Origin of the sequence: Flavobacterium sp. N2820 (assembly GCF_025947285.1) — a bacterium.
Lineage (GTDB): Bacteria > Bacteroidota > Bacteroidia > Flavobacteriales > Flavobacteriaceae > Flavobacterium.
In genome coordinates, this window is sequence record NZ_CP110008.1 from 737,768 (window position 1) to 762,485 (window position 24,718).

Genomic DNA, 24,718 nt, shown 5'->3' on the forward strand with positions numbered 1-24,718 from the left:
CGGAATAAAAAAATTAAAATTATGTTTGGAGATATTATGGGTATGATGGGTAAACTTAAAGAAACCCAGCAAAAAGTAGAAGAAACAAAGAAGCGTTTAGATTTTGTTTTAATTGATGAAAAAAGCACTGATGGCTTGCTTGAAGTAACGCTAACTGCCAACAGAACAATCAAAAACATTACTATAAGTGATACTTTACTTAATGACAAAGAAATGCTTGAAGATTATTTAGTTAACGTTTTAAATAAAGCTATCGAAAAAGCTACAAACGTTCACGAAACAGAATTAGCGGCTGTGGCCAAAGAAGGTATGCCAAACATTCCCGGAATGGATCTATTTAAATAATTCCCATTCCTAAAGCGATTGCCACTAAAAGCAATAAAATAGCAACAAACACTTGTAGAAATTTTAGGGTAACTTTCTTTAAAAGTTGGTTACCCAAATACGCTCCAGTAATCGCACAAAGTGTTGCAGATATTAACAGTACTTTATTTTCATACAATGTATAAGTCGTGATTTTTGAAGCATAAACACTTAATCGGGTAAAATCGATAAACATCGAAACTACAATTCCTGTAGCAATAAAGCTTTCTTTAGATAAACCCGCTTTTATCAAAAACGCACTTCGTAAAGCTCCTTGATGTCCCGAAAGTCCGCCGAAAAATCCGCTTAAAACTCCGCCCAAAGGCAGTTTATCTTTACCAAATTCCAATTTACTCAAAAACGGAATCAAGTCTAAGAGCGCGAAAATCACTAATAAAACGGCAATGATGAATTTTACCGGAAAAACGTCTAATTGTTTTCCAAAAAGTGAGTAACTAAACAAAGGTTCTAAATCAGAAATTTGCAACAACAACCAAGAACCCACAAAAGCAGCAATAATTGCTGGAATTCCAAATTTTAGCAAGACTTCCTTGTTAGCGTGTTTCCCTACCAAGAAAAACTTGAATAAATTATTAGCAAAATGTACAATGCCACACAATCCAATAGCAATATCAACGGGGAAAAAGAGCATAAAAACCGGAGTTAATAAAGTTCCCAATCCAAACCCAGAAAAAAAGGTTAAAATGGCGGTTAAAAAAGCTACAATTGATATGATTATGATTTCCATATGTTTAAAATATTTTATCAAATGATTTTCTATTGAATTTATAAACGCCACCTTCTGCCATTCCGAAAAGCAAATTATTGGTATTGTCTTTATAAATTGTCCAAATCATCTGCGATTTAAGATTTTTGTCAATAGTATAGTTTGTCATTGTTTTGCCGTCATATTTCCAAGCACCTGTATCTCTATCTCCAAACCATATATTTCCTTCTGAATCTTCTTCAATTGCAAAAATGTGTTCAAGAGTGCCTGGTTGTGACTTATCACCTCTTCTGGTACTTGTAGGATGAATTAAATGATGCTTTTCCGAAAAATTAATGATTGAATTACCTTCCATTAGCAATACTCCTATCCCATTATTTCCTATCCAAACACGTCCTTTTGAATCGGCTAAAACGCTTCTAATATGCAAAAACTCATTCTCTTTAAGTTTTAATTTTTCATGATCAAAGATAGTTACCATTTTACCATCATAGTTAAATAATGCTCCATAAGTCGCAATCCAAACTTTATCGCCATTTGCTTCGGATATATCCGTTACACCATAAGCATCATCACGCTCTTGATTTTCCGGTTTTGGAACAATTAGATAGTTCATATTTATTCCGTCAAAACGATTTATTCCGTCTCTTTCACCTGCATTAAACCATAAATCTCCTTCGGTTTCATTCCATTCATATTTTGGATTCTTGGTATTAGTTGGATATTTTATAAACATTTCTTTGTCATATACACTTACTCCTTTAGCCGTTCCAAACCAAATTTTCCCATTCTTGTCCTCTTGAATTGAACGAATTTGATTGTTAGATAAACCTTCATTAGTTGTATAGTATTCAAATGTTTTTCCATCGTAATAGCTGACTCCTTCATTATGACTTCCAAGCCAATAATTACCTTTAGTGTCTTGAAATATAGTGCGAATACCAGAAGTAAATTTTAAAGTATCGGTTTTTGAAGTACTTACTAATTCAGAATTATTTTTTTCTTTTTCGGTCGCTTTTTGTTCAAAGCAGGAAAAGTTTAAGGATAACAAAACAATCAGGTAAATCATTTTTGAAGTTTTTTTCATTTTAGACCGATTTTATAGGATACAAAACTGAAAATTATACGGTCATAGGTACTATTTTTTACCAAGGCCCAATTCGTGTAACGTTTACAAAAGTTTCATTTTCATAACGATAAGCACCTTTAAATCCAACAAACCAAAGTCGTTCTTGCGTATCTTGATAAATTTGGAATGGGAAAGGTGAAAAGTCACTGTCTTTATTTTTAATTTTTGTAAATGTTTTACCGTTGTAACTATAGATATCGCGCTTATTTACACTAAACCAAAGTGTACCCTCTTTATCTTCAAATACACAACCAATTCCTCCTTCATTTTCGATGAGTTTTTCCGTAATATTAGTCAATGTGTTTCCATTATATTTATAAATTCCAAAAGAGGTTGATATCCAATAATTACCATCGTTACTTTCAATAATTTGACTAACAAAATTAGATTGTAATCCGTCTTTTTCTGAAATGTTTTTTAGCGAATTTCCGTCATAAATATAGACACCTCCATTAGTTGCAAACCACATTTTACCTTTACTATCTTCAATAATGGAATGAATCATTTTAGGTGTGCTAATTCCCATTGAAGGATTTATTTTTCCTTCTGGAATTTCAAATGGAGTAAGTGCTTTGCCATCAAAAGTGTAAACACCATCAGTCGTTCCAATCCAAAGTACTTCTTTTTTATCCATTGTCATGCTCCATAATCCATTTTTTTTCAATATCTCTTTTTCATGAAAAACGGTAAAATATTGTCCGTCATATTTTGCAATTCCGCCACCATAGCCTATCCAAATAGTGCCTGTTTTATCTTCAATAATGGCATGAACTGTAACACCTTGCCCGTTAGAATCCGTAAGCTCAAAATAAACAAGTCCTGATGTATCGTAACGAGCTAATCCGTTTTGAGTTCCAAACCATAAATTTCCTTTACTATCTTGAAAAACGGTTCGAATAACCCCACTTATTTGGTTTCCTTGATAATCTGTATCATAAACACTATTTCTAAATTCTGGAAGTGTTTCTGCTCTTAAACTTATACTATCTTGATGTATTTTTGTAGCTTTAACAGGTAAATGTTGCGTGTTTTGTCCTTCACATGAATTAAATAAGAATAATAAAACAAGTGTGAAAAATCTAGTATTAATTCTTTTGAATAGTCTCATAATGATTTATTATTGGTTAATTTCTTAAAAAAAAGCTTGTCTACACGACTAAAAATTTAGTTTAGAAAAAGCTTCCATTACATATTCGTGCATGACTTCTTTATAATCCAAATGTGTTACTATACGAAGTTTTCCATGTCCCATCGAACTAATCGCAATCCCTTTTTGTTTCAATTTTTCCATGAAAAGCTTTTCATCAACTGATGGTTGCAATCCAAAAATCAAAATATTAGTTTCCACAGGTGCTACATTGGCAACCCAAGGCATTTTTTCTAACAAACTTCCTAATTCTTTGGCTCTTCTGTGGTCAATTTCCAAACGACTTATATTGTTCTGCAAAGCAAATAATCCAGCGGCAGCCAAATAGCCTGATTGTCGCATGTTGCCACCAAAAATCTTTCTAATACGTAAAGCACGATGCATATCTGCTTTACTTCCCAACAAAACCGAACCTACTGGCGCACCTAAACCTTTCGATAAACAAACAGAAATTGTATCAAACAATTCGCCATACTGCTTTGGATGTTGTTTTTTAGCCACTAAAGCATTCCACAAACGTGCACCATCTAAATGATATTTCAAATTATGCTCAATGCACACTTGCTTAATTTCTTGTAAAGGTTGTAAATCGTAACAAGCGCCACCACCTTTATTGGTTGTGTTTTCTATACTTACTAACGAAGTTAAAGGAGCATGATAAAAATCGGGATCGTTGATTGCATTTTTAACTAAATCAGCCGTAATCATGCCGCGATTTCCATCCACCAAACAGCACGAAACACCACTATTAAATGAGGCACCTCCTCCTTCATAATGATAAATATGCGAGTATTTATCACAAATTACCTGCTCGCCAGGTTGCGTGTGTAATTTTATAGCCGTTTGATTGGCCATTGTTCCCGAAGGAAAAAATAAAGCCGCTTCCATTCCAAATAAATCGGCCAAAGTTTCCTCTAACTCGTTGACTGTTGGGTCTTGTTTATAAACATCATCGCCAACTTTAGCATTAAACATAGCGTTTAACATTTCCACTGAAGGCTTGGTTACGGTGTCACTTACTAAATTTATTTCCATATATCAATCAGATACCTTATTTTTGATAAAATTTTAGGAGCTAATTCCCGCTATTCGTTGCAATCTTTTTTTAAATTTTGTCATACTAAGCTTGTCGAAGTAAAATTTAAAAAAAGGATTTACACTATTATCGGGGCTATGGCATCCCATTTCAAAACAAAACTACAATATTTATGATTAATACAGAACAAGTCAGAGATATTATTGATCGCCTTGGTGCGTTAAGGAGGTATCTTTGACATTGATGCCAAAACGATTGAGATAACTAACGAAGAAGAAAAAACATTTGCTCCCGATTTTTGGAACAATCCAAAAGATGCCGAAATTATTGTCAGAAACCTACGTTCCAAAAAGAAATGGGTTGAAGATTACAATAAAGGTGTGGAACAGGCCGAAGAACTTCAAATTATGATGGATTTCTTCAAAGAAGGTGATATTTCTGAAGAAGAAGTTGAAGCTCATTTTTATCAAACTTTAAATCACATTGAAGATTTAGAATTTAGAAACATGCTTTCCGATGAAGGAGACAGCATGAGTGCTGTATTGCAAATTACGGCTGGCGCTGGTGGTACCGAAAGCTGTGATTGGGCTTCAATGTTAATGCGAATGTATTTAATGTGGGGCGAAAAACAAGGCTATAAAATCAAAGAATTAAACTTTCAAGAAGGAGATGTTGCAGGAATTAAAACGGTAACATTAGAATTTGAGGGCGATTTTGCTTTTGGGTATTTAAAAGGTGAAAATGGAGTGCATCGTTTGGTTCGAATTTCTCCTTTTGATAGTAATGCAAAGCGTCACACCTCTTTTGCCTCTGTGTATGTGTATCCTTTGGTGGATGATTCTATCGAAATAGAAATCAATCCCGCTGATATCGAAATCATTACTTCACGTTCGAGTGGTGCTGGTGGACAAAATGTAAACAAAGTAGAAACCAAAGTACAATTGTTTCACAAACCAACCGGAATTCAAATTCAGTGTTCAGAAACGCGTTCACAACAAGATAACCGCCAACGTGCGATGCAAATGTTGAAATCGCAGTTATATGAGATTGAGCTTAAAAAACAACAAGCTCAGCGAAGTGATATTGAAGCTGGAAAAATGAAAATCGAATGGGGTTCACAAATTCGAAATTATGTGATGCACCCCTATAAATTAGTTAAAGACGTTCGTTCAGGATTTGAATCCAGTGATGTGGAGGGGATTATGAATGGAGAAATCGATAATTTCTTAAAAGCCTATTTAATGATGATGGGACAAAAAGAAGAATAATTAACCTTAAAAAAAACAATTTAAATTTTAAAAAAATGAAACAATTCTTCGTTGTATTATTTGTATGCGCATCTACATTTCTATCGGCACAGACAAAATTTGAAAAAGGATACTATATCAATCTAAATGGAATAAAATCAAATGGATTTATAAAAAATAGCGATTGGAAAAATTCCCCTAATTCAATTGAATTTAAAACGAATATAACAGATAATGCAATAGAAGTAAATGCTTCGGAGATTTCAGAGTTTGAGATTGAAAATAAACTAAAATTTAAACGATTTAATGTTAATATTGAACGATCTTCTGTTTCCCCTGGTCAACTTAGTATTAACAGTAAAACCCCTATATTTAAAAAAGAAGACCTTTTACTTAAAGTTTTAATTGAAGGAAAAGCCTCTTTGTACTACTATTTTGATAATGGCATTACAAAATTCTTTTATGCTACCGATAAAAAAGAAATTGAGCAATTATTGTTTTTATCGTATATTGCTGATAAGGCTGATGTTGAAAATCTAAAAGCCCAAGGTATTGATGATGTTATTCAATATGCATCAATACTATATGATAGAACCTACAGAAAGCAATTAAACGAAAATGTAAACTGTGAGAGTACTAGAGAACAATTAAACAAATTAGAGTATTCTAAAACGGCATTGCTAAATTTTTTTAAAAAATATAATGAATGTAATCAATCAGAATTTAAAAAATTTGATAGTGGAAGCAAATCAACTTTTAGATTAAAAGCTTCAATTATAAGTAATTTTAGCGGTGTTGATTTAAATAGATTAAGTAGTGAAGTGTATTCAGCAGATTTTGGAAATTCTGTATCTTTTGGATTTGGATTTGAAGCTGAATTAGTTTTACCTTTCAACAATAATAAATGGGCTGTAATTACAGAACCTTCATATAATAGTTATTCAGATTCTGAAACACTTTATAACGAATGGTCTTTAGCCGTTAAAAATCAAAAAGTAGAAGTAAAATACACTTACATTCAAGTCCCTATTGGAGTAAGACATTATTTTTATTTAAACAATAACTCCAGTATTTTCATAAATGCTTTATATAATGCTAAATTCAAAATAGGAGATAATAACGCAGTAAGATATAGCTATACAACAGCTGCAAATGCAGGACTTTTTCCTTCATTAAATAATCTTGCCTTTGGAATTGGATTCAATTATAAAAAATATTCTATTGAATCTAGATTTTTTAGTAACACACAATTACTGGCTGGAGGAGATCAAAACAACCAGGCAGATTATAAAAACATCTCTGTAAACTTAAGATATCAATTGTTATAATTTTAAAAAGCCGAATCTTCGATTAAGTTCGGCTTTTTTTATAATTTCTTCAAAAAAATCAATTTGTTTTTATATTTTAGACAAAATTTACCAACCTAACTATTAAATGAAACAAATTACAATTGAAGAAATCAATGAAGTTCTTAAAGGAACAATTATTGGTTCAATAACGACAAAAATTACGGGTCCTGAACAATTAGAAGTAGCTAAAGAAACTGAAATTTCGTTTATCGGAAATAAAAAATACGAGAAATTTTGGACAACATCTAAAGCTTGTGTTGCCGTTGTAAATGAAGATATTTCAATCGAACCAGGTGAAAACAGAGCTTTTATAAAAGTAAAAAATGCTGATTTGGCAATGTCACAAGTATTGACTCTTTTTGCTCCACCTCCACCCGTTTTCAAAACAAACATTCATCCATCAGCGACAATTGATGAAACCGCCCAAATTGGTAACGGAGCAAAAGTTGGTGCAAATTGCTATGTAGGTCCAAATGTTGTTATTGGAGAAAATACTATTCTATATCCAAACGTAACTGTTTTAGACGAATGTACTATCGGTAAAAACACTACTATTTGGTCAGGTTCAGTGATAAGAGAACGTTGCCATATTGGAAATGATTGTATTATTCATCCAAATGCAACTATAGGAGCAGATGGTTTTGGTTTTCGTCCAGATCCTGAAAAAGGATTGGTCAAAATTCCGCAAATAGGAAATGTAATTATCGGACATAACGTAGAAATTGGAGCTAATTCATGTATTGATAGAGGAAAATTTAGTTCTACTGTTTTAGGAAATGGCTGTAAAATTGATAATTTAGTTCAAATTGGTCATAATAGTAAATTAGGAATGTTCTGTATAATGGCAGGAAACAGTGGATTAGCTGGTTCTGTAACGTTAGGAAATGGCGTAATTATTGGCGGAAGTGCTTCTATAAAAGACCACACTACTATTGGAGATGGCGCTATTATTGGAGCTGGTTCTGGTGTAACTGGCGATGTCGAAGCAGGAAAAACAATGTTAGGCTATCCCGCAATTGATGCTAAAGATGCTCTAAGACAATGGGCTATTTTAAAAAGAATGGTAAACGATTCCAAAAAATAAACATTCGTTAAAAATTAAGACTAAATCCATCTTAAAATTCAATTTTTCGGATGGATTTTGTATTTTAGCCACCCAATAAACAACAAAAACCCAAATGGACATTAATTTCAATAAAAACGAAGACCATAACAAACTTTTACTTTCTGATTTAAAAAATCGATTTGCCCAAGTTAAATTAGGTGGTGGACCAAAACGTATCGAAAAGTTGCACGCTGAAGGTAAAATGACAGCACGTGAACGCATCGATTATCTTTTGGATGAAAAAGCAAAAAGTATTGAAATTGGTGCTTTTGTTGGCGACGGAATGTACAAAGAACACGGTGGTTGTCCTTCTGGAGGAGTTGTTGTAAAAATCGGATTTATTTCTGGAAAACAATGTATTGTTGTGGCAAATGATGCTACGGTAAAAGCGGGTGCTTGGTTTCCAATTACCGGAAAAAAGAATCTTCGCGCTCAAGAAATTGCTATGGAAAATCGCTTGCCAATTATCTATTTAGTGGATTCGGCAGGTGTTTATTTACCGATGCAAGACGAAATTTTTCCTGATAAAGAACATTTTGGTCGTATTTTTAGAAATAATGCGATTATGAGCAGTATGGGAATTACCCAAATTGCCGCTGTAATGGGAAGTTGCGTTGCAGGTGGTGCTTATTTACCAATTATGAGCGATGAAGCCATGATTGTAGATAAAACTGGAAGTATTTTCTTGGCTGGAAGTTATTTAGTAAAAGCTGCTATTGGAGAAACTATTGATAACGAAACTCTTGGAGGCGCAACAACTCATTGTGAAATTTCGGGTGTGACAGATTATAAAGCTAAAGATGATAAAGATGCTTTAAATAGAATTAAAAGTATCGTAGGTAAAATTGGTGATTTCGATAAAGCAGGTTATAATCGTGTGAAAGCAGAAAAACCAGCTTTAGAACCCAAAGATATTTATGGAATTTTACCAAAATCGAGAGCTGACCAATACGATATGTATGAAATCATCAAACGTTTGGTAGATAATTCAGAATTTGACGAATACAAAGGTGATTATGGTAAAACCTTAATTACAGCTTACGCTCGCATCGATGGTTGGGCAGTAGGAATTGTAGCGAATCAACGTAAAATTGTAAAAAATGCTAAAGGCGAAATGCAATTTGGTGGTGCTATTTACTCGGATTCTGCTGATAAAGCGACACGTTTTATTGCGAATTGTAACCAAAAGAAAATTCCATTAGTATTTGTGCAAGATGTCACTGGTTTTATGGTGGGTTCCAAATCAGAACATGGCGGAATTATCAAAGATGGCGCTAAAATGGTAAATGCAATGGCGAATACGGTTGTTCCAAAATTCACAGTAATTGTAGGGAATTCATATGGTGCAGGAAATTATGCCATGTGTGGAAAAGCCTATGATCCTAGATTAATTTTCGCTTGGCCAAGTGCAGAATTAGCCGTTATGGGTGGAACGCAAGCCGCAAAAGTATTGGCACAAATTGAAGCTTCATCGCTAAAAGCAAAAGGTGAAGTAATTGATGAAGTAAAAGAAAAAGAATTATTCGACAAAATAAAAGCGCGTTACGACGAACAAGTTTCACCATATTATGCAGCTTCTCGTTTGTGGACGGATGCCATTATTGATCCATTAGAAACCAGAAATTGGATTTCAATGGGCATAGAAGCAGCCAACCACGCTCCTATTGAGAAGCAATTTAATTTAGGAGTGATTCAGGTGTAATAAACAAAATTTAAAAACTTAATAACCACGAATACACGAATGTTTATATTTGTGTATTCGTGGCTTTTTTTATGAAAAAAAATATTTTCCAACCTTTTAAAACCAATATTTCAGGTATTTCTTTACCTGAAAAATTCACGTTTCCTTTTTATTACGAACCGCATGAGTTGAGCATGATTGCTTCAACTGAATTGCAAGCGTATTTAGAAACACAATCTGATTTTGAGCATAACTTTGGTTTACAAGAAAATCAAGAAGGTTTAGTAATTGGAAAAATGTTTGGCGTTTTGGTTTGTAAAAATCAAGAAGGAAAATTAGGTTATTTATGGGCTTTTTCTGGAAAATTGGCGGGTGTGAATCATCTTCCCTACTTTGTTCCGACGATTTTTGATATGTTGCAAGAAAATGGTTTTTTTAGAAAAGAAGAAGAAGTTTTAAATACGATCAATCGTCAAATTGAAATATTAGAAAATTCGGACGAACTTCAAAACAAGAAAAATCAATTAGAATCAACTAAAAAAGAAGCAACAATTGATATTCAAAGTCAAAAAGATAAAATCAAAAAGCTAAAAATTGAACGCGATGAAAAACGAATTTCATTCACCAATTTATCTTTAGCTGAAATAGAACAATTAGAATTAGAACTTTCCGAAGAAAGTAAAAAAGAAAGTATTTTACTCAAAAAAATGACTAAATACTGGAATTTTCAAATTGAAAATGCACAAAATCAGGTCAATTTGCTTTTAGACGAAATCAATCAACATAAAGATGAACGCCGATTAAAATCGAGTGCTTTGCAACAAAAATTGTTTGCAGAATATTCCTTTCTAAATCAATTTGGCGAACGAAAAAGTATTGGTGAAATTTTCAATAATAATCCGCCTGCTGGAGCTGGTGAATGTGCTGCTCCCAAATTGTTGCATTTCGCTTTTGAAAACCAATTAACGCCAATTGCTATGGCTGAATTTTGGTGGGGACAATCGCCAAAATCGGAAATTCGTAAGCACAAACAATTTTATCCAGCTTGTAAAAGCAAGTGCGAACCAATATTATTATCGCACATGTTAAAAGGCTTAGACATGGAGGCAAATCCGTTTCAGGAAAATCCAGCGGAAGGAAAAGAGATTGAAATAATTTATGAAGATGAAATTTTAGCGGTAATAAACAAACCCGCTGAATTTCTATCTGTACCTGGAAAAATTATATCTGATTCTGTTTATCAAAGAGTAAAAGATTTATATCCAAATGCAACTGGTCCTCTCATTGTGCATCGTTTAGACATGTCGACTTCTGGATTAATGTTAATTGCAAAAGACGAAGAAACCTATGTAGAATTACAGAGTCAATTCATTAAAAGAACCATTAAAAAACGCTATATTGCTTTATTAGATGGTGTTTTGAAAGAAAAAGATGGTTTTATTGATTTACCGCTTCGTGTAGATTTGGATGACAGACCAAGACAATTGGTTTGTTATGAACATGGGAAATCTGCACAGACCAAATGGAAAAGCATTGAAATAAGAAATAATCAAACGTTGGTCTACTTCTATCCTATCACAGGAAGAACACATCAATTACGCGTACATGCTTCACACGAATTAGGATTAAAAACACCAATTGTAGGTGATGATTTATACGGTTCAAAAGCCAATCGATTGCATTTACATGCCGAAAGTTTGACTTTTATACATCCAATTTCAAGAGAGGAACTCACAATTCAAAAAGAATCGGAATTTTAGTAACATTTTTCTAATTCTATCTACTTATATTTACAATAGAACTATTACAATATGAAAAAACTACTTTTGTTAGCCTTTGTTGGCTTAGGATTTCAACAAATTACAGCTCAAGAAACTACTCGTAGAGATACCTTACAAGGTGGATTACGCTTTGAAAGAACTTGTTTTGATGTACAGCGTTACAATCTTGATATTCAAGTATTACCAAGAACAAAAAAAATTGAAGGAAATAACGAAATTATTTTTAAAGTCGTAGACAATACCTCAAAAATTCAAATTGATTTGTTTGAAAACATGCAAATTGATTCGATTGTTTGGAATACAAAAAAACTCACGTACAAGCGAGAATTTGATGCTGTTTTCGTAAAATTCCCTTCAGAATTACCCAAAGGAAGTACACAAAATATCAAGGTATATTATCAAGGAAACCCTAAAGTAGCTAAAAATGCGCCATGGGATGGTGGATTTGTATATTCAAATGATTCTAAGAAACAACCTTGGATTGGCGTAGCTGTTCAAGGAACTGGTGCAAGTTTATGGTATCCAGTAAAAGACACACAAACCGATGAACCTGATAATGGAGCTTCTGTAAAGGTTGCTGTTCCCGATGGATTAATGAATGTTTCGAACGGTCGTTTTTTAGGTTCGGAGAAATTAGCAAACAATTTTACACGCTGGAATTGGGAAGTAAAAAATCCAATTAACACTTATAATATTACCTTAAACATTGGTGATTATGTACACATTCATGACAATCACAACGGTTTAGATTTAGATTATTATGTGTTACGTGAAAATGAAGAAAAAGCGAGAAAGCATTTTGAAGACGATGTAAAACCAATGTTGGATTGCTTTCAATCTAAATTTGGAAAATATCCTTTTTGGGAAGACGGCTATAAATTAGTAGAAACACCCTATTTAGGAATGGAACATCAAAGTGCTGTTGCTTATGGAAACAAGTATAAAAAAGGCTACATGGGCTTTGATATGTCGGGAACAGGTGTTGGAATGAAATTCGATTACATTACCATTCACGAAACAGGTCATGAATGGTTTGGAAATAGTATCACCAGTAAAGATATTGCTGATATGTGGATTCACGAAGGCTTTACAACCTATACCGAAACGGTTTTTGTAGAATGTACGCAAGGTTATGATGCAGCTATGAAATACATCAACGGACAATCAAAAAACGTTAGAAACGACAAACCTATTATTGGTCAGTTTGGTGTAAACAGAGAAGGTTCTGGCGATATGTATTATAAGGGTTCACTATTGTTAAATACGTTGCGACATGTCATTAATAATGACACAAAATGGTGGGCAATATTGTTGAAATATTCTGAAACATATAAAAAACAAATTATCGATACACCTACTGTTATAGCGTTTTTTAATGCAGAAACCGGTAGAAACTTAACACCAATTTTTAATCAATACTTGAATCATAAAAGCATTCCTCAATTGGAAATTAAAGGCTTTAAAAACAGATTTCAATACCGTTGGAAAACAGATGATCCAAATTTTGAAATGCCCGTTGATATTATGATTCACGGTAGAAAAGTTAGATTAAACGCTACCAACGAATGGAAAAAAGCAGGTGAAATTATTACTAGTTTTGATGATTTAAAAGTATTAACAAATCAATTTTATATTAAAGTAAATTAATCTGATTATTAACCATTTCAAAACGTTTTAATTTATTATTCGTTTCGATAAAATTTGGTATAAAATGAATTTCTTTTGGACGCTCAAATTTTTCTAATTCATTAAAAATTGATGCTTCCAAAGGAAATTCTTCCCCTTCAATAAACAAGGCAATCCTTTGTCCTAAATTATCGTCTGGTAATCCTGCGATAAAAAAGCGTTGATTGATTTTTAAAGCCAATTTGGCCTCTATTTGCTCAGGAAAATACTTTATACCTCCACTATTAATTACGTTATCAAATCGGCCCAACCATTTGAATTGGTTATCGCTGATAATTTCTACTAAGTCATTGGTAACAATAGTTGAGGAAACTATATTTGGTGCCTGAATGATTAAGCAACCTCTATCATCTTTAGCTATAGAAACATTTGGTAAGGTTTCAAAACAGTCTGTCCCAATTCTTTTAGCTGCAATATGAGTTATGGTTTCGGTCATGCCATATGTTTCATAAACAGCCGCATTGCAATATTGAAGTTGATGCGCTAATGTGTCTGATAATTTTGCACCACCAATAATAATTTTTTTAAACTGATTCAATTTATTTAAACCCGCTTGTGCTTGAACAGGAACTAAAGCCACAAAATCATATTTTTTGGAGGGCAATAAATCATCTAAATGAGAACTGGGTGTCATAATATCCATTTCTAAACCAACAATTATTGATCGTACTAACATCATTTTTCCTGCGATATATCTTGTTGGTAAGCAATGCAAGACTTTATCTCCTGGATGCAAATCAAAAAAATCAGCTGTTGCAATTGCAGAATTTACCATTGCTTGCTTTTGCATGGTAATTAATTTAGGCTCACCTGTAGTCCCAGAAGTCATTAGTTGAATGGTATCTTTATCATCAATCCAATCCAATAAAAATTCACCAAATTCTCTTTCAAATTGCGCTCCTTCTTTTATGAAACTATAGGCTAATTGGAACAAGGCTTCACGTTCTAGATGAAAGCCATTTATTTTAAATCGATTGTGAATGTTTTTATAGTGTGGTATCATTTTATGTGATTTAAAGGTTATTGGTTATAAGTTTAAAAGGTTTTAATCTTTTTCCTGAAATTGCTCTTGAAATTGTTCTTGTTCTTGAAACTGTAAATCATGGTGAATACCAATTAGTTTTTCATTCCAATTTTTCCATTTATATACTTTCGAAAACAAGAAAATCAATAGTGGATAGATAACGAATACAGGTAAAAATGCTTCATAATCTAATGATGGTTCAGATAAATCTTTAAACACAGAATGCGTTTGAAATACTGTAAAATCTGAAGTTATTAATAATGCTGCAACCATATTATTTGCGGCATGAAATCCCAATGCTAATTCGGTTCCTTCATCCATAAGCGTAATAATTCCTAAAAATAATCCAGTTCCAATATAATATACCAAAATTAGATACCCCATTTTTTGCACTTCGGGATTAAAAATATGCATCGTTCCAAAAATCACAGAAGTCATGACTAATGGAAACCATTTATTTTTTGCTAAATTATAAAACCCTTGCATCAAATATCCTCTAAAAACCAACTCTTCTGTTGTAGTTTGAATAGGCATTAAAAGCAATGTGATGAATGCCAAAATTAAAAAAGGAACCAAATCAAACTGTAATTTCATTTCTGATGGATCAAAATAATAAGACACAAAAATCATCGAAGATGAAAACAAAGCCCATATACCAAATGCAAAAAATACGCGTTTCCAATCTACAGACTTCCTAGAGGTAATTACTGATATAAATGATTGATTGTGAAGAAATTTTAACACAAAAAACAACCCTAAAAGAGCAAAAACAAACGAAATTAGTATTAGAAATAACAATAAATTTGAATCAAACATTGCGTACATATCAATTTCTGATAAAGACATTTGTTTTGAAGTAATGCTTTTTATTGCTATGGCTACTAATAAAGGAACTTGTCCAATAAATGAAGCTAAGATGATTAGAATTGAACCTAGTAAATATTTTAAGAAATTTAATACAATTGATATTGATTTAGTTTCATTTTTAAAAGCTTGTGCTATAAACATAGTAGAAACGATTACTTTTGTGTAATTCTAAACAAAAATACGAAATGATTACCATTTACCACAATCCAAGATGCACCAAATCAAGAGAAGGTTTGTGCGAAATTGAAAAATTGAATAAACCCTTCATTATTAGAAAATATTTAGACGAACCTTTCACGAAAGAAGAGTTAAAAAAAGTAATCAAAAATCTTGCTATCAAGCCTTTAGAGTTGGTTAGAACCAAAGAAACGATTTGGATTGAAAACTACAAAGGCAAACAATTAACAGATGAAGAAATTATTGATGCTTTATTATCTCATCCCAAATTAATTGAACGTCCAATTGTGGTAATTGATAACAAAGCCATTATCGCAAGACCAAAAGAAAAGATTAACGAATTGCTTCTGCATATTTAACAAACATTTAGGAAAGTAAGCTTAAACCATAGAGTATTTTTGCAGTCTTAGTAGAAAAAATAGTTTATGAATAAGAAAAATTTTTTATTGGTACTTACATTGTTTATAAGTACGATAGTATTTGCCCAAAGACCTGAATCTAAAAAAATTACAATCTCTGGTAAAGTTATTGAAAAAGGAAGCAACCAACCTTTGGAATATGCAACAGTTATTTTTGAAAATGCAACAAATAAGCAGTTATCTGGAGGAATTACAGATGAAAATGGTAATTTTAAATTTGATGTAACAGTTGGAACTTACAATGCTAGAGCCGAATTTATTTCTTTCAAGAATGTAGTTATTCCTCAAAAAGAATTTTCTACTAATACCGATTTAGGAGTAATTTCAATGGAAGCAGATGCCGCACAACTTGATGATGTGGTAGTTATAGCAGAAAAATCTACAGTAGAAATAAAATTAGACAAACGTGTATATAACGTTGGTAAAGACATGATGGTTAAAGGTGGAACCGTAAGTGATGTTTTAGATAACGTGCCTTCGGTAACCGTTGATGCAGAAGGAACTGTTGCTTTACGTGGTAATGAAAATGTAAAAATATTAATCGATGGTAAACCATCCGGTTTAGCAGGAATTAACATTGCTGATGCTTTAAAATTATTACCTGCTGATGCTGTTGAAAAAGTTGAAGTGATTACCAATCCATCTGCGCGTTATGATGCTGAAGGTGGTGGTGGAATCATCAATATCGTAATTCGAAAAGGAAAAGCCAATGGTTTAAATGGTTCGATTATGGTTAATGCCGGTGATCCAGAAACTTATGGTGTAAGTGCTAACTTAAATAAAAAGACCAACGATTTTAATTTATTTTCTAATATTGGTTATAATTACAGAACCAACCTTGGAAATACAATGGTTGATGCAGAATATTTTAATTCAGATGGTTCAACAAGTCGTTTTATTAATGAAAGAAGAACTAATGAGAGATTAAGCAAAGGCTTAAATGTTAATTTTGGTGCAGATTTAAATATTTCAAAATCTGCAACTTGGACAAACGCAGTTACTTTTAGAAAAAATTCTGGCGAAAATCCAGACAATGTACTTTTCTATAATTTTGATAATTCATTTAATCCAACATTTGTTAGAAACCGTTTAAATGACCAAATAAGTGATGAATTTAGTATTGAATATTCAACGAATTTCACCAAAAACTTTAAAAAAGAAGACCATAAATTAACGGTTGACGTAGCCATTTCTCAAAATAGAGAAAATGAATTTGCGACCATTTATGATCAAATTTTAGGGGATGCATCTACATTAACTACTGAAGGAACATCTAACAAAAATGACCAACAACGTAATTTGTTTCAATTAGATTATGTGCTTCCTTTTGGAAAAGATGGTAGATTTGAAGCAGGTTATAGAGGTAGTTTTCAAAACAATTTAACAGATTTTGAAGTAACTCCAATTTCAGATTTTTCAAATACATTAGAATATGTAGAAAATGTTAATGCATTTTACACACAATATGGTTCAAAAATTAATAAATTCTCTTATTTCTTAGGACTGCGTTTTGAAGACAGTCATATTGAAGTTAACTCATTATCATTGAACGATTACAATACAAAAAAATACAATAATTTATTTCCTTCTGCAACTATTAACTATGAATTTTCTGAAAATAGCTCATTAAGTTTAAGTTACAGTAAAAGAATAAATCGTCCAAGAGGTCGTTTCTTAAATCCGGTTTCGTCGCTATCAAGTAACATTAATATTTTTCAAGGAAATCCAGATATTGACCCATCTTTAACGGATGCTATTGATTTGGGTTACTTAAAAAAATGGGATAAAGTTACTTTCAATACTTCTGCTTATGTAAATATTACAAACGATGCTTTTCAGTTTATTAGAAAAGAATCAGGTTTATTTGTTGATGGTGTTCCGGTAATTTTGAGTACACCTATTAACTTGGCAAAAGAATACAGAGCTGGTTTTGAATTTAACGTAAATTATTCACCTTACAAATGGTGGCGATTGAATGGAAACTTCAATGCATTTAGAAATGAAACGCAAGGTGATTATTCTTATGTAGATTATCTAGGAAATACTATTGTTCAAAATTTTGATAACGTTGCATTAACTTGGTTCACAAGAATTAGTTCTAAGGTTACGTTACCTTACAAAATAGATTGGCAAACCAATGGAACGTATAATGCGCCACAAACAAATGCACAAGGTAAATCGTTAGGAGTTGCTTCTATGAACGTTGCTTTAAGTAAAGATATTCTAAAAGATAAAGGTACAATTGCACTTAATGTAAGTGATGTTTTCAATTCTAGAAAAAGAATTATGGAAACTGAAATTCCAAATGTGGTAAGCTCTTATAGCGAAATGCAATGGAGACAAAGACAAGTAATGCTAACATTTACATACCGTTTTAACAAACAGAAAAACGAAAAAGATAGACAACCAAGAAGAGACGATAATGGCGGAGATGGTGATTTTATGGGAAAACCATAACACATTCATATCTTTGAACAATAAAAAAAGTCCCGATTATTCGGGACTTTTTATTTTAAGGTAAAATTTAAAAAATCTTACTCTTCTTTGTTTTTGTTTCTTTTCTCTTTAATTAATTCCATAATAGCACCGCCCAACCAATAGTGGACAAACCCTACTAAGAATATCATTAACCAAAAACCAATAGTTAAAATGGTTAAGAAAAGTAAAAAACCTAGGTACTGTTGAAATTCAAACATGATTTTTCCGGAATTTATGAATTCTTGTCAAAGATAAGTGGAATATTTATTTTGAACAATATAAACAGTAATTATTTATAGTATTTAAAACCACTTTTTCATTTTGAAATAAACAAACATGAACAAAACGACCACAATCATAACACCCCAAATAATAAAATAACCATTCTCCCACTCCAATTCAGGAAAATATTTAAAATTCATTCCATAAACACCTACGATGAACGTTAAAGGCAAGAAAAACATAGAAACCACTGTTAATGATTTCATTACCTCATTCATTTTATGATTTTGTGCCGAAAAAAAATAATTTGAAGCACTTTCTAATGTTATTAAATCAGATTCAATTTGTTCTAAAAGCTCCAAACACTTTTGGTGTAATCTTGAAAAAAAGGAATAATTTTCAGCCTGAATATCATTGAACACATCATCATCTTTCATACTTTTAATTGAATATAACGAATCGCGCAAAGGAATAATAGAGCGTTTCAAGAAATTAAAATTATCTCGATGTTTTTCAATCAATTCTAAAACTTCTGGTTTAGTACTGGATTTTGAAAGATTTATGATTTCGTCAACTCTATCTTCTTCACTTTCAATTGTAATGTAAAAATTTTCGATAATAGCATCTAACAATAAATACAACAAAAAGTCCGCTCGTTTGGTTCTAACCACACCCGAATTGGTTCGAATTCGTTCGCGAATATGGGTAAAAAAATCACTTCTTTTTTCTTGAAACGACAACAAAACATTATCTCTCAAAATAAAACTAATCTGCTCATAATTAATATTATCTGAATTTTCAATTGGTAAAAGCGATTTCACATTAAAAAATAGAATATTGTGATATTCTTCTAATTTTGTTCGTTTAGTGGTGTTCAAAATATCACCAATTATAAAGCTATCAGCTTCAAATTTTTCACCAATTTTTGCAATAATATCTGGTTCATTCAAACCATGAATATTGAGCCAATTCACCTTTGAAGTATCAATAGTATCTTGAATTTCATCTACTTGAAGTTGCTGTATTTCTGTTACATCATCAGCATTGTAAACAAACAACTGAATTTCTGTTGGGGTGTCTTTATGACTACCCGTATATTCCAATGTGCTTGGATGAACTTTTCTACCTTTTTTATATTTAATTTTTCTCAAAACAAATAAATTTTGACATAAAGATAGGAGTTTTTAAAAATGAGAAGTATTTTTACTCAAATTTATTTTTAATGCAAACGTTATTCATCAATATAAAAGAACTTTTACAAGTTAGAGACAATCACATTGACAAAATTTCTGGTTCAGAAATGGCTATTTTGCCTAAAATTGACAACGCTTTTCTATTAATTAATGACAATTTAATTGCCGATTTTGGTATGATGGAAAACTGTCCTACTCTTCCAAATGTTGAAATTATTGACGTTGCGGGTCAAGTGATTTTACCAACTTGGGTAGACAGTCACACACATATTGTGTATGCAGGAAACCGAATTCTGGAATTTGTAGATCGAATTAACGGCTTGTCGTATGAAGAAATTGCAAATCGTGGTGGCGGTATTTTAAATTCCTCAAAAAAATTAAATGAAACTTCAGAAGACGAAATTTACCAACAATCAAAATTGCGTTTAGAAGAAGTTATGCAACAAGGAACTGGTGCGGTTGAAATCAAATCGGGTTATGGATTAACGGTTGAAGGCGAATTGAAAATGCTTCGCGTTATTAAACGTTTGAAAGAAAATTATCCAATTGCAATTAAAGCTACATTTCTTGGCGCACACGCTTTTCCTATGGAATACAAAGAAAATCATGCTGCTTACATTGATTTGATTATCAATGAAATGTTGCCAAAAATAGCTTCTGAGAATTTAGCAGATTATATTGATGCTTTCTTAGAAACAGGTTATTTTTCGGTAAACGAAACCATAAAAATAATGGAAGCTGGAAGAAAATATGGTCTAGAAGCAAAAATTCATGTCAACCAATTTACTGCAATTGAAGGAATCAAAGCTTGTGTAGAAAACGGAGCGTTATCAGTTGACCATTTAGAAATTGTAACTGATGAAGATATTGAAGTGTTGAAAAATAGTAAAACAATGCCAGTTGCTTTGCCAAGTTGTTCTTATTTTATTAGCATTCCCTATACTCCTGCTCGAAAAATGATGAGTGCAGGTTTGCCGTTGGCTTTGGCTACAGATTACAATCCAGGCACTACGCCATCTGGAAATATGAATTTTGTGGTAGCAACCGCTTGTATCAAAATGAAAATGACACCTCAAGAAGCTATCAATGCTGCAACTATAAACGGAGCTTATGCTATGGGTTTATCAAAATCACATGGTAGTATAACTAAAGGTAAAAAAGCAAATATAATTATTACAAAACCTATTACTACTTATTATCAATTGCCGTATGCTTTTGGAACTAATTTAATAGATAAAGTAATGCTTGAAGGAAAATTTATATAATATGCTAAAAACAATTTTATTAATCGGAATTGGCGGTGCAGTTGGAAGTATTTTTCGCTATTTGACGCATTGGATAACCACAAAATATTTTCAAGGTTCATTTCCAGTAAGCACTTTATTGGTGAATGTTTTTGGAAGTTTACTAATTGGCTTATTTATTGGATATATTTCAAAATATTTTCCTGAAAATCATCCGCTAAAATTTTTATTGATTGTTGGCTTTTGTGGTGGATTTACAACTTTTTCAAGTTTTGCAGTTGAAAATTTTAATTTATTTCAAAATAATCAACATGTAACAGCTTATTTATATATTATTACTTCAATAATTTTGACCATAACAGCTGTTGGAATTGGTAATTATCTATCAAAATTTTTATAAAAAATCCCGATAAAATAAATTCTATCGGGATTTTTTTGATGATAATTTTGGGGATTATCTCAAATTAAAACTTGTTTTTGATACTAATTCAGAATTTTTATCAAATACATTTACAAAGTAAGTTCCTGCAGCAAAATCTTTACCTGAAACTTCTTCGTTTACTTGTACAGTTTTATTTTCATATTTTACAGTTGAAATAAAACTATAAGTTAATGTTTTATCACCCGCTGGAATAGTTTTCTTTTCGCCTAAAATATTATTTTTACTGTCAATAATTTGAACATAATATTCTCTGTTGCCCGTTTTTGCTATTTGATTCTCAGCGATTAAGAAGCTCACTTTTAGTTTGTCGGCTCTACCTGCTTTATCTGTTTCTATTTGTTTTCCAGAACTTCTTTCTTTAACAGCTAAAACTTTTAAGTTTAAAACGGCTAATTTAGATCCTTTTTCAACGGTTTTAGTTAATCCTTCGTTTTGTACTAATAACGTATCATTAAACTTTTTAGCATCATCTAAAACTACCTTAGTACTGTCTAAACTAGATGTTAGGGTTACGTTTTCCTCTTTTAAAAGCTTGTTTTCAGCAATTAAATTATCCATTTCCCCTTTAAGTTTAAAATAAGAGGCTTTGTACTTAGCCATTGCAGCTGCATCCCCTTTTGATTTTTCAACTTGTTCTAAAAGTTCAACCATCTTAGCTTGTTCAGATTGAAGTTCGTCTTTTAAAGCTGTGTTATCAGCTATCATTACGTCATACTCTGCAATTTTAGCTTTTAATTCTTCTGACAAAGTTTCCTTCTCTGTAGTAAGTGCGTTAACAGTCTCTTTGTTATCAGTTGATAATTTGTAAATGTAAGCTATACTTCCTAAAAGTAATAATGCTAAAACTACAACTGCTGCTTTAAGCCCTGAATTGTTCGATTTGTGTTCCATAGTAATTGTTTATGTTCGTAGGTTAAATTGTTATTCAAAAGTACGATTAAAAAAGTATTTTTGATATTTTTATAACGCAATTTATTTTAAAATAGTACATTTGAAGGGCTATTAAATTTTTTTATGGAAAATATCATATTGCTTAATCAAAACGAATTAGCAAAAATTACCCATCACAGAAGTGGTGAAATAAAGTTTGGAGAAAAAATTATTACTGTTCCTAAAGATGTTAATGTAGTTGATTTTATATGTTCATGTGAAGCAAAATTTGTACTTTTTGGGATTACAGAAGATATTGGTGTTAGGGCAAATCTAGGAAGACCTGGGACTGCTTCCGCATATCAAAGTGCCCTTAGTAGTTTAGTAAATATTCAGCATAATAAATTTTGCAAAGGGAGTAATCTTTTGATTTTAGGACATCTAGATATTACTGCCGAAATTGAAGCTGCACAATTGCTAGATTCAAAAGTTAAAGAAGACCGTAAGGAACTTTTTAAATTAGTTGAAAAAGTTGATGCCGAAGTATCTCATGTTGTTCATCAAATTGTGAAAGCTGGAAAAATACCTATTATTATTGGTGGTGGACACAATAACGCATACGGAAATATAAAAGGATTAGCGCTTGCTAAAGGAAAACCTGTAAACGCAATTAACTTTGATGCCCATACCGATTTTAGAATTTTAGAAGGAAGACATTCAGGAAATGGCTTTAGCTATGCGTACGAAGATGGTTTTTTAAAGAAATATTTTGTTTTTGGTTTGCATGAAAATTTTGTATCTAAAAGTGTTTTCAATACGTTGAAAGAACTCACTTCAAGAGTAAAATATGTTACATATGAAGAAATTGAAGTAAAACGCGAAAAAAACTTTGAAACCGAACTTGAAAATGCGTTAGAATTCATTAAAAATGAGCCTTTTGGAATTGAACTCGATTTAGACGCTATCCCAAATATTCCTTCTAGTGCAATGACTTTAAGTGGTTTTAGTGTAGACAAAGCACGTCATTATTTATACTATTTTGGCAAACATCAAAATGCTTCATATTTGCATATTTGTGAAGGTGCTCCTGAACTTGATGATTCAAATAACAATCATTTAACGGGCAAATTAATTGCATCGATGATTACTGATTTTATGAAAGCTAAAGCTTAACTTTAGTACAAAAACAATTTAATTAAAATTACACTACCTTTGTACTCTTATTGAAAGTTCAATAGGACTAATTATATTATATGACATTTAACGATTTAAAATTATACAACAACATACAGCAAGCATTGGAAGAAGAAGGATACACAAATCCTACTCCTATTCAAGAACAAGCCATTCCTGAAATTTTATTAGGACAAGATTTAGTGGCTTGTGCTCAAACAGGAACCGGAAAAACAGGCGCATTTGCCATTCCTATTCTTAATTTAATACACCGCATAGTTGGTTCAGCAAAAAAAGCAAAGCACATTAGAACACTTGTGGTTACACCTACTCGAGAGCTGGCTATTCAAATTGACGAAAGTTTTAAAACCTACGGAAAATATACCAATGTTAAGTCGTTAGTGATTTTTGGTGGTGTAAATCAAATGTCGCAAGTAAATGAATTAAAAAACGGTATTGATGTTTTAATAGCAACGCCTGGTAGACTTTTAGACCTTCATAAACAAGGGTTTATCGATTTAAATCATATGCACCATTTGGTTTTAGACGAAGCCGATCAAATGTTAGACATGGGTTTTATTAATGATGTAAAAAAAATCATCAAATTAACACCAGATAACAGACAAACATTGCTTTTTTCAGCTACAATGCCATTAGCAATTAGAGAATTAGCGGATACTTTTTTAACAAAGCCTAAATATATTTCGGTTACACCTATTTCTTCTACGGCTGAAAATGTATCACAAAAAGTATATTTTGTAAATAAAGACGATAAAAGATTGTTGTTAAAACAATTAATTATTGAAGAAAGTTTGAGTAATGCTTTAGTTTTTACAAGAACCAAGCATGGTGCTGACAATATTGTAAAAGTGTTGAAAAAAGCACATATTAAGGCAGAAGCCATTCACGGTGATAAATCACAAAATGCTCGCCAACGCGTGTTAGAGCAATTCAAAAATAAAGAAATTGATATTTTAGTAGCTACAGATATTGCTGCAAGAGGTATTGATATTGAGCAACTTCCATTTGTAATTAACTTTGATATTCCTAATATTTCTGAAACGTATGTTCACCGAATTGGACGTACAGGTCGTGCTGGTAATTCTGGTTTAGCGATTTCTTTTTGTGGAAAAGATGAAAAACCATATTGGTTAGATATCGAGAAGTTGATTCGTATGAAAGTAAAAGTGGTAACCGATCATCAATACACTTGGCGTGATGGTGAAGAGGAAGTAAATCCAGATGCAAAACCTGATTTAAGAAATAAGAATAAGATGAATCCAAATTCAAACTCAAGAAAATCAGAAGCTTCTAAGAAAAACAAAAAACGTTGGTATTAACCAACGTTTTTTGTTTTA

The 24,718-nt window shown here is 31.9% G+C and carries 21 protein-coding genes; 13 read left to right on the forward strand and 8 right to left on the reverse strand.

Going from position 1 to position 24,718, the window contains the following annotated elements:
- Positions 1-21: 21 nt before the first annotated feature.
- Complete coding sequence (locus OLM52_RS03485; RefSeq protein WP_264549758.1) at positions 22-345, forward strand: YbaB/EbfC family nucleoid-associated protein; 324 nt, start codon at positions 22-24, stop codon at positions 343-345.
- Here OLM52_RS03485 and OLM52_RS03490 read toward each other — a convergent pair.
- The 4 genes from OLM52_RS03490 to OLM52_RS03505 are packed head-to-tail and all read right to left on the reverse strand — an operon-like array spanning position 338 to position 4,401.
- Positions 338-1,111, reverse strand: coding sequence for a sulfite exporter TauE/SafE family protein (locus OLM52_RS03490; RefSeq protein WP_264549759.1), 774 nt, complete (start codon positions 1,109-1,111; stop codon positions 338-340). The genes OLM52_RS03485 and OLM52_RS03490 overlap by 8 nt on opposite strands.
- 4 nt (positions 1,112-1,115) lie before the next feature.
- Positions 1,116-2,177: a two-component regulator propeller domain-containing protein gene (locus tag OLM52_RS03495; protein WP_264549760.1), complete on the reverse strand. Its 1,062-nt coding sequence runs from the start codon at positions 2,175-2,177 to the stop codon at positions 1,116-1,118.
- Positions 2,178-2,235: 58 nt separating this feature from the next.
- A complete protein-coding gene (locus OLM52_RS03500) occupies positions 2,236-3,327 on the reverse strand; it encodes a two-component regulator propeller domain-containing protein (protein ID WP_264549761.1) in 1,092 nt (363 codons plus the stop codon).
- Between the two features lie 48 nt (positions 3,328-3,375).
- On the reverse strand, positions 3,376-4,401 hold the full coding sequence (locus tag OLM52_RS03505) for a threonine aldolase family protein (RefSeq protein ID WP_264549762.1): 1,026 nt from the start codon (positions 4,399-4,401) through the stop codon (positions 3,376-3,378).
- 173 nt (positions 4,402-4,574) lie between these two features.
- Between OLM52_RS03505 and prfB the strand changes: the two genes are divergently transcribed.
- From prfB to OLM52_RS03535, 6 genes are all read left to right on the forward strand, one after another.
- Positions 4,575-5,670, forward strand: a protein-coding gene (gene prfB / locus OLM52_RS03510; protein ID WP_264549763.1) for a peptide chain release factor 2 whose coding sequence is annotated in 2 segments (ribosomal slippage) — positions 4,575-4,637 and positions 4,639-5,670 — 1,095 coding nt in all. Because the reading frame shifts where the segments join, the coding sequence is not laid out codon by codon here.
- A 35-nt stretch (positions 5,671-5,705) separates the two neighbouring features.
- Positions 5,706-6,977 carry a PorT family protein gene (locus OLM52_RS03515; protein ID WP_264549764.1) on the forward strand — a complete coding sequence of 424 codons (1,272 nt, stop codon included), beginning with the start codon at positions 5,706-5,708 and terminating at the stop codon, positions 6,975-6,977.
- Positions 6,978-7,083: 106 nt separating this feature from the next.
- Positions 7,084-8,082: a UDP-3-O-(3-hydroxymyristoyl)glucosamine N-acyltransferase gene (lpxD, locus tag OLM52_RS03520; RefSeq protein WP_264549765.1), complete on the forward strand. Its 999-nt coding sequence runs from the start codon at positions 7,084-7,086 to the stop codon at positions 8,080-8,082.
- Positions 8,083-8,176: 94 nt separating this feature from the next.
- Entirely contained in the window at positions 8,177-9,805 is a 1,629-nt protein-coding gene (locus OLM52_RS03525; RefSeq protein ID WP_262318537.1) for an acyl-CoA carboxylase subunit beta, read from the forward strand.
- A gap of 71 nt (positions 9,806-9,876) precedes the next feature.
- Positions 9,877-11,544 carry an RluA family pseudouridine synthase gene (locus OLM52_RS03530; protein ID WP_264549766.1) on the forward strand — a complete coding sequence of 556 codons (1,668 nt, stop codon included), beginning with the start codon at positions 9,877-9,879 and terminating at the stop codon, positions 11,542-11,544.
- A gap of 51 nt (positions 11,545-11,595) precedes the next feature.
- Entirely contained in the window at positions 11,596-13,212 is a 1,617-nt protein-coding gene (locus tag OLM52_RS03535; RefSeq protein ID WP_264549767.1) for a M1 family metallopeptidase, read from the forward strand.
- Here the strand turns inward: OLM52_RS03535 and OLM52_RS03540 are convergent.
- Together OLM52_RS03540 and OLM52_RS03545 are read right to left on the reverse strand one after the other, a co-directional pair.
- Positions 13,199-14,254: an AMP-binding protein gene (locus tag OLM52_RS03540; RefSeq protein ID WP_264549768.1), complete on the reverse strand. Its 1,056-nt coding sequence runs from the start codon at positions 14,252-14,254 to the stop codon at positions 13,199-13,201. The genes OLM52_RS03535 and OLM52_RS03540 overlap by 14 nt on opposite strands.
- A 42-nt stretch (positions 14,255-14,296) precedes the next feature.
- On the reverse strand, positions 14,297-15,283 hold the full coding sequence (locus OLM52_RS03545; RefSeq protein ID WP_264549769.1) for a CPBP family intramembrane glutamic endopeptidase: 987 nt from the start codon (positions 15,281-15,283) through the stop codon (positions 14,297-14,299).
- 44 nt (positions 15,284-15,327) lie between these two features.
- Here OLM52_RS03545 and arsC point away from each other — a divergent pair, with 44 nt between their 5' ends.
- Both arsC and OLM52_RS03555 read left to right on the forward strand, forming a co-directional pair.
- Positions 15,328-15,678: an arsenate reductase (glutaredoxin) gene (gene arsC, locus OLM52_RS03550; protein WP_264549770.1), complete on the forward strand. Its 351-nt coding sequence runs from the start codon at positions 15,328-15,330 to the stop codon at positions 15,676-15,678.
- Positions 15,679-15,744: 66 nt separating this feature from the next.
- On the forward strand, positions 15,745-18,195 hold the full coding sequence (locus OLM52_RS03555; protein WP_264549771.1) for an outer membrane beta-barrel family protein: 2,451 nt from the start codon (positions 15,745-15,747) through the stop codon (positions 18,193-18,195).
- Between the two features lie 323 nt (positions 18,196-18,518).
- Here OLM52_RS03555 and corA read toward each other — a convergent pair whose 3' ends face one another.
- Entirely contained in the window at positions 18,519-19,589 is a 1,071-nt protein-coding gene (gene corA, locus OLM52_RS03560; RefSeq protein ID WP_264549772.1) for a magnesium/cobalt transporter CorA, read from the reverse strand.
- A gap of 71 nt (positions 19,590-19,660) precedes the next feature.
- Here corA and hutI point away from each other — a divergent pair, with 71 nt between their 5' ends.
- Both hutI and crcB read left to right on the forward strand, forming a co-directional pair.
- Positions 19,661-20,896, forward strand: coding sequence for an imidazolonepropionase (gene hutI / locus OLM52_RS03565; RefSeq protein ID WP_264549773.1), 1,236 nt, complete (start codon positions 19,661-19,663; stop codon positions 20,894-20,896).
- A 1-nt stretch (position 20,897) separates the two neighbouring features.
- Entirely contained in the window at positions 20,898-21,275 is a 378-nt protein-coding gene (crcB, locus tag OLM52_RS03570) for a fluoride efflux transporter CrcB (protein ID WP_264549774.1), read from the forward strand.
- A 54-nt stretch (positions 21,276-21,329) separates the two neighbouring features.
- Here crcB and OLM52_RS03575 read toward each other — a convergent pair whose 3' ends face one another.
- Positions 21,330-22,208: a hypothetical protein gene (locus OLM52_RS03575; RefSeq protein ID WP_264549775.1), complete on the reverse strand. Its 879-nt coding sequence runs from the start codon at positions 22,206-22,208 to the stop codon at positions 21,330-21,332.
- A gap of 123 nt (positions 22,209-22,331) precedes the next feature.
- On the opposite strand from OLM52_RS03575, the gene OLM52_RS03580 reads away from it, so the two are divergent.
- Both OLM52_RS03580 and OLM52_RS03585 read left to right on the forward strand, forming a co-directional pair.
- Positions 22,332-23,360 carry a formimidoylglutamase gene (locus OLM52_RS03580; RefSeq protein ID WP_264549776.1) on the forward strand — a complete coding sequence of 343 codons (1,029 nt, stop codon included), beginning with the start codon at positions 22,332-22,334 and terminating at the stop codon, positions 23,358-23,360.
- A gap of 80 nt (positions 23,361-23,440) precedes the next feature.
- Positions 23,441-24,700 (forward strand): DEAD/DEAH box helicase, encoded by a 1,260-nt coding sequence (locus OLM52_RS03585; protein WP_264549777.1) that lies wholly within the window; start codon positions 23,441-23,443, stop codon positions 24,698-24,700.
- Positions 24,701-24,718 lie beyond the last annotated feature (18 nt).

Bases quoted from the DNA above. Each gene is read 5' to 3' on its own strand.
- OLM52_RS03485 (WP_264549758.1), top strand. From the start codon at position 22: ATGTTTGGAGATATTATGGGTATGATGGGTAAACTTAAAGAAACCCAG.
- OLM52_RS03490 (WP_264549759.1), bottom strand. From the start codon at position 1,111: ATGGAAATCATAATCATATCAATTGTAGCTTTTTTAACCGCCATTTTA.
- OLM52_RS03495 (WP_264549760.1), bottom strand. From the start codon at position 2,177: ATGAAAAAAACTTCAAAAATGATTTACCTGATTGTTTTGTTATCCTTA.
- OLM52_RS03500 (WP_264549761.1), bottom strand. From the start codon at position 3,327: ATGAGACTATTCAAAAGAATTAATACTAGATTTTTCACACTTGTTTTA.
- OLM52_RS03505 (WP_264549762.1), bottom strand. From the start codon at position 4,401: ATGGAAATAAATTTAGTAAGTGACACCGTAACCAAGCCTTCAGTGGAA.
- OLM52_RS03515 (WP_264549764.1), top strand. From the start codon at position 5,706: ATGAAACAATTCTTCGTTGTATTATTTGTATGCGCATCTACATTTCTA.
- lpxD (WP_264549765.1), top strand. From the start codon at position 7,084: ATGAAACAAATTACAATTGAAGAAATCAATGAAGTTCTTAAAGGAACA.
- OLM52_RS03525 (WP_262318537.1), top strand. From the start codon at position 8,177: ATGGACATTAATTTCAATAAAAACGAAGACCATAACAAACTTTTACTT.
- OLM52_RS03530 (WP_264549766.1), top strand. From the start codon at position 9,877: ATGAAAAAAAATATTTTCCAACCTTTTAAAACCAATATTTCAGGTATT.
- OLM52_RS03535 (WP_264549767.1), top strand. From the start codon at position 11,596: ATGAAAAAACTACTTTTGTTAGCCTTTGTTGGCTTAGGATTTCAACAA.
- OLM52_RS03540 (WP_264549768.1), bottom strand. From the start codon at position 14,254: ATGATACCACACTATAAAAACATTCACAATCGATTTAAAATAAATGGC.
- OLM52_RS03545 (WP_264549769.1), bottom strand. From the start codon at position 15,283: ATGTTTATAGCACAAGCTTTTAAAAATGAAACTAAATCAATATCAATT.
- arsC (WP_264549770.1), top strand. From the start codon at position 15,328: ATGATTACCATTTACCACAATCCAAGATGCACCAAATCAAGAGAAGGT.
- OLM52_RS03555 (WP_264549771.1), top strand. From the start codon at position 15,745: ATGAATAAGAAAAATTTTTTATTGGTACTTACATTGTTTATAAGTACG.
- hutI (WP_264549773.1), top strand. From the start codon at position 19,661: ATGCAAACGTTATTCATCAATATAAAAGAACTTTTACAAGTTAGAGAC.
- crcB (WP_264549774.1), top strand. From the start codon at position 20,898: ATGCTAAAAACAATTTTATTAATCGGAATTGGCGGTGCAGTTGGAAGT.
- OLM52_RS03575 (WP_264549775.1), bottom strand. From the start codon at position 22,208: ATGGAACACAAATCGAACAATTCAGGGCTTAAAGCAGCAGTTGTAGTT.
- OLM52_RS03580 (WP_264549776.1), top strand. From the start codon at position 22,332: ATGGAAAATATCATATTGCTTAATCAAAACGAATTAGCAAAAATTACC.
- OLM52_RS03585 (WP_264549777.1), top strand. From the start codon at position 23,441: ATGACATTTAACGATTTAAAATTATACAACAACATACAGCAAGCATTG.